Origin of the sequence: Paenibacillus ihuae, assembly GCF_001368795.1 — a bacterium.
Lineage (GTDB): Bacteria > Bacillota > Bacilli > Paenibacillales > Paenibacillaceae > Paenibacillus_AQ > Paenibacillus_AQ ihuae.
In genome coordinates, this window is the sequence record NZ_LN831198.1 from 3844630 (window position 1) to 3849532 (window position 4903).

Consider the following 4903-nt stretch of genomic DNA (forward strand, 5'->3'; position numbering starts at 1 on the left):
CTTGTGGACGACAGCTTCCAGCCTCCGTCCTCGAACAGGCAGATGCCCGGAACCAGCACCGTATGGAGGTGGGTATTCAGCGCGCTGAGATACTCTGCAAATCTGCCGCCGGGATCGAGCGCTTCTCCGCAGCCGGTGAAGAGCGGGAAGACCAGGCCTTCAATCGCCGGAATGATACAGGATTGGTTATCTTCATGGATGATAGCGGGAATATAACCGTCACTGTTTAATTGGGAAGATAGCGAAGCGGCACACTTCACGGCCTGCTGCCCTGCCTCTGCTGCCAGTTCAGCCAGTCCTTCCTGTCCGAAGAACTTCTCCAGCGCTACATACGCCGCCCAGCATTTCCCTGCCATATAAATGTTATTGCGGGACTGCCCAAGCGAGGTATCCAGGCTGTCATAGGTAGTGATTTCGGCACCGCCTTGCGTCCGGTTGCTGTCCAGACCCATCAGGCCGTTGCGCTGGCTGCTGTCCGGATGATCGCGGTTCAGCATGCTGTCAAAGCAGGCACGGAGTGTCGGGAGCATTTTATCAGTAAAATCGCGGTCTTTGGTCTGTTCGATGTAGACGAGCGCCGAGACCAGCCAATTGACCAGCTCCTCATGGCTCATATAAGAGAAGCAGTCATCCAGCCCGGCCAGCTCATAAGCGGAATACTGCGGCCGCGAGAATACATTGGCTACACCGACATCATGAGTGAAGCTGATCCCTCCGGGGTACTCCTCGTTTCCGCCCGGAAAGACAACCTTATCCTCATAGCTGTAGCGGTCCACGAACAATTCGAGCTCATTGCGCACCGTCCACGGGTTCATTACCAGTTCAAAGAACAGCTGATCCGCCGTTAAATCCAGCGTATTCATCATCCGGTATTCGCCTTCATTCACGATCCAGATGTACCGGTCTCCGTCGTGCAGAAGCTGTGTGCTGCCATAATAGCTGTGAATCGCATGCGAGAGCATAAAGGTCTGATCTCCGGTAAGCCCGGCAGAGGCAATCCATGCATCCGCTGCTGAACAGGAACCGGTGAGCTCATCAAAATGCTCCAGCGCATAGCCGGCCACGGCATCAATATTGTTAAAGTAACGGGTATATGCATAGCTGGCATCGATACCTGTGGTCACCAATCCGCCCCGGTAAAAACAGATGGCAAAACGGTATGTCCGTTTCTCCCCCGGAGGAACCTCCATCAACACGGCGCCCGTGCCGCCCAGTCCGAATGCCAGGTTGTGCGCAAGCTTAGCCTCCAGAATCTTCTCCATCGTGAACCCGAGTGCAGACTGGACCTCCTCAGCATCACAGGCAACTGCCATCAGACGGCCTTGCCCGATTCCCTGAAAAGCCCCGCCGCTGGTGTCGCTGAGTCTGCGCATGGAGCTGTAGGGATCGCTGCCTTCATAACCAAAGAAGCCTTTTCGCGTAAAAGTACCCATTGTATTGTCGAGTGTAAGCTCGGCGAAGACTGCCGGCAGCAGGGCTGCCTTGAGCGCAGCTTCATCAGCAGCGGCCGGATCAGGCACCGGACGGACAGGGGAGTACACTTGAAAAGTCAGGTCACCCGCCTGCCAGGTATCAGTCGCCGCCCCAAGTATTCTGCTGATTTCATGGTCTTGAAACGCTTTCAAAAGAACGCCTGTCGGCTGATACCCGCCGTTTGGCTTAGCTTCGTCATTCTCACCCGGAGGAACAGGGAACCCCTGCTGTAATTCCTTCGCGGTTTCATCAGCTTTTTCAATATCGTATCTGGCGCCGGCATCCTCGACCTGATCGAAAAAGGGCAGCGCCTCGTAAGTTGCACCGTCTGCGGACTGGAATCCGATATACACATTCTGGTCAGCCGGTTTACCCAGCTCCAGTCCAAGTCCCCCATGTTTGCCTTTAAAACCTAAAGTGAAGCTTGCAAAAGCACCTATAGGTGAATGCTGGACATTGTAGAACAGATTAGATTTTGTCATAATGACTCCTTCCCGGTTCGTACGTTTAGGATCGATTGCTCTGATGGTACTTCCTTATCCTACCACGGGGCCGCCCGGCGGGAACATTGTCAAATCAAGCAATAATTTACCCAAATCAAGCTAATGTCAGCTATACTAATAGACACACCAGTGAACTAGATAAACCAAGGGGGAACTGCTCATGGCTTCCGCTTTTATGCCGCCTGCACTTGGACAAAGCATCAGTGAAACGATTATCCCGGACGTAAAAACTACGCTGAACCTGTTCGGCATGCATCTGAGGAAAGTAAGCGGTGCTTGGAATTATCCAATTCATGCCCACCCGCAGTACGAATTCAACTATGTGCTTGAAGGGGAGCAGCGGATTATCGTAAATAACCGCAGCTATACGCAGCGGGCCGGGGATCTGGTCCTGCTCAGGCCCGGAGACTCCCATTCCAGCCGGAGCGGCAACGGCCAGCCGTTCACCTATTTCTGCATTCATTTTGACATTGATGACAAGCTTCTGATCTCGCTGCTGAGCCGGTTGAATCATATGCTCTTTACCGCGGAAAGCCCCATTGCGCATAAACTCACACCTTCTCTAAGCAAATTAGTGGACATTTCAACCACAATCCATGGGGATATTACCATGTCTCAGCGGATGATGCTGCAGTCTGCGGTCTTCGACCTGTTCGGCCAGCTGTGGGAGGCCTTCTCGATTGAGGCGAATCTGCATGATTCTGCCACTTACGAGAAGGTAGAGCTTGCCCACCAGATCCGCAGCCGCCTGCAAGGGCTTGTCTATCAGCAGTTCAAGCATGATATACAGGAAGACCGGACGCTTGGCGTCGATGATATTGCTGCAGAGCTGGGGATCAGCTCCTCGCACTGCTACCGGGTATTCCGGCAGGTGTTCGGTCTCTCCCCCCGGGAGTTCCTTTCCCAGCAGATGCTTCATGAGGCCAAGGTTCTGCTGGACGATCTGCGGCTGCCGGTCAGCCATATCTCTGGCCTGCTCGGCTACCGCGATATCGCTCATTTCAGCCGCCAGTTCAAACGCTGGTACGGCAAATCTCCCAGGGAGTACCGTGAATCAGGAAGGGAATATTGATGAGATACGATGCATATGCGCGGACTGAGCTGGCGTTATTATCAGGATTCAATACTTAGGCGCAGCGCAGCGGACTGCACGGGTGTAATCATTCATTTCTATGTCATATTAAATAACATTATAGAAGCGATAAATATAATTTTCGGCCGTTATAGTTCCAAATCTAGTAATTTCCATCATTCAATGACATTTTTGTTGTCGAACAATGATAGATAATATGTTAAAATTGAAAGATAACCACATAGCTTCAAAGAATGTCTCTGCTGTTCTGTCGGATGCTTCACGGATGCCCTACTACATGTCGCCCGGCCGGTCACCTCGTACCCTTTGCCTTACGGATAATACAATGGGAGGCGGTAAGCATGACGTTCTTAGAGAAACTGTTCACCTATCGGGACAAGGAAAACGACCTCTTCTGGGAGGGTACTTTTCCCGATTATTTAGGGCTTGTCAAAGAACATCCCCAAATCGCCGGTACCGCCCATGAACTGGTGTTCCGGATGATTGAATCGGCTGGCGTTACTGAGCTTGGCGACGGCCGCAGGGAGTACAAATTTTTCAGCGGCACCCTGTTCGGCCTTGAGGATTCGATCCAGCTGCTGGTGGAGGAATACTTCCGCCCAGCCGCACAGCGCCTCGATGTCCGCAAGCGGCTGCTGCTGCTTATGGGTCCGGTCAGCGGCGGGAAGTCTACGCTGGTCACTCTGCTGAAGCACGGGCTCGAAGACTTTACCCGCACCCCTGAAGGTGCGCAATATGCCATCAAGGGCTGCCCGATGCAGGAAGAACCGCTGCACCTCATTCCGCGTGAGCTCCGCGAGGAGTTCCGCCGCGAATACGGCGTTCATATCGAAGGCGATCTGTGCCCAGTCTGCCGGATGAATCTGGAGCATGAGCATGGCGGACGGATCGAGGAGATGCCGGTTGTACGCATACTGTTCTCGGAAAGCGACCGCAAGGGCATCGGCACCTTCGCACCCTCCGACCCGAAGTCGCAGGATATTGCCGATCTTACCGGCAGTATCGATTTCTCCACGATCACCCAGTACGGCTCCGAATCGGACCCGCGTGCGTACCGGTTCGACGGCGAGCTGAATAAAGCCAACCGCGGCCTGATGGAGTTCCAGGAAATTCTCAAATGTGACGAGAAGTTCCTCTGGAATCTGCTGTCGCTGACCCAGGAAGGCAATTTCAAAGCGGGAAGATTCGCCTTAATCTCAGCTGATGAGCTGATCATCGCACACACGAACGAAACCGAATACCGCGCCTTTATCTCCAACAAAAAGAACGAAGCCCTCCATTCCCGCATGATCGTCATGCGCATTCCCTATAATCTCAAAGCCTCCCAGGAAGAGCGGATTTACCGCAAGCTTGTGGATGCTTCAGGCCTGAACAATCAGGTACACCTTGCCCCCAATGCACTATGGACCGCGTCCGTCTTCACTGTGCTGTCCCGCCTCAAAGAACCCAAGAAGACCGGAATTGATCTGCTCAAAAAATTGTATCTGTACGACGGTCTGGAAGTGGACGGCATCAAAGGCGGCGATGTGGACGAGCTGTCGCGGGAGCACTCTGATGAAGGCATGGCCGGGGTCGACCCGCGTTATGTCATCAACCGCATCTCCAGCGCCCTGATTAAGGGCAATAAATACTGCATCAACGCACTGGATGTGCTCCGCTCTCTGAAAGAAGGCCTGATCAACATGCTTCGATCTCCAAGGAGGAGCGCGAGCGGCTGATGAACCTGATCACCATGGCCCGCAAGGAATACGACCATAAAGCCAAGACGGAAGTGCAGCGGGCCTTCGTCTATTCCTTCGAGGAATCGGCCCGGACGATCCTGAACAACTATCTT

2 protein-coding genes and 1 pseudogene are annotated in these 4903 nt (G+C 53.4%); 2 read left to right on the forward strand and 1 reads right to left on the reverse strand.

Translation table 11 applies throughout. The features are described from left to right. On the reverse strand, positions 1–1955 hold a 1955-nt coding region (locus AQR02_RS17795; protein WP_245237526.1), incomplete at its 3' end, for a glycoside hydrolase family 52 protein. Positions 1956–2136: 181 nt separating this feature from the next. Between AQR02_RS17795 and AQR02_RS17800 the strand changes: the two genes are divergently transcribed. Together AQR02_RS17800 and AQR02_RS17805 are read left to right on the forward strand one after the other, a co-directional pair. After that, complete coding sequence (locus tag AQR02_RS17800; protein ID WP_054941625.1) at positions 2137–3048, forward strand: AraC family transcriptional regulator; 912 nt, start codon at positions 2137–2139, stop codon at positions 3046–3048. A 362-nt stretch (positions 3049–3410) separates the two neighbouring features. Continuing rightward, positions 3411–4903, forward strand: a pseudogene (locus AQR02_RS17805) (PrkA family serine protein kinase); the annotation flags it as partial.

Bases quoted from the DNA above. Each gene is read 5' to 3' on its own strand.
- AQR02_RS17800 (WP_054941625.1), top strand. From the start codon at position 2,137: ATGGCTTCCGCTTTTATGCCGCCTGCACTTGGACAAAGCATCAGTGAA.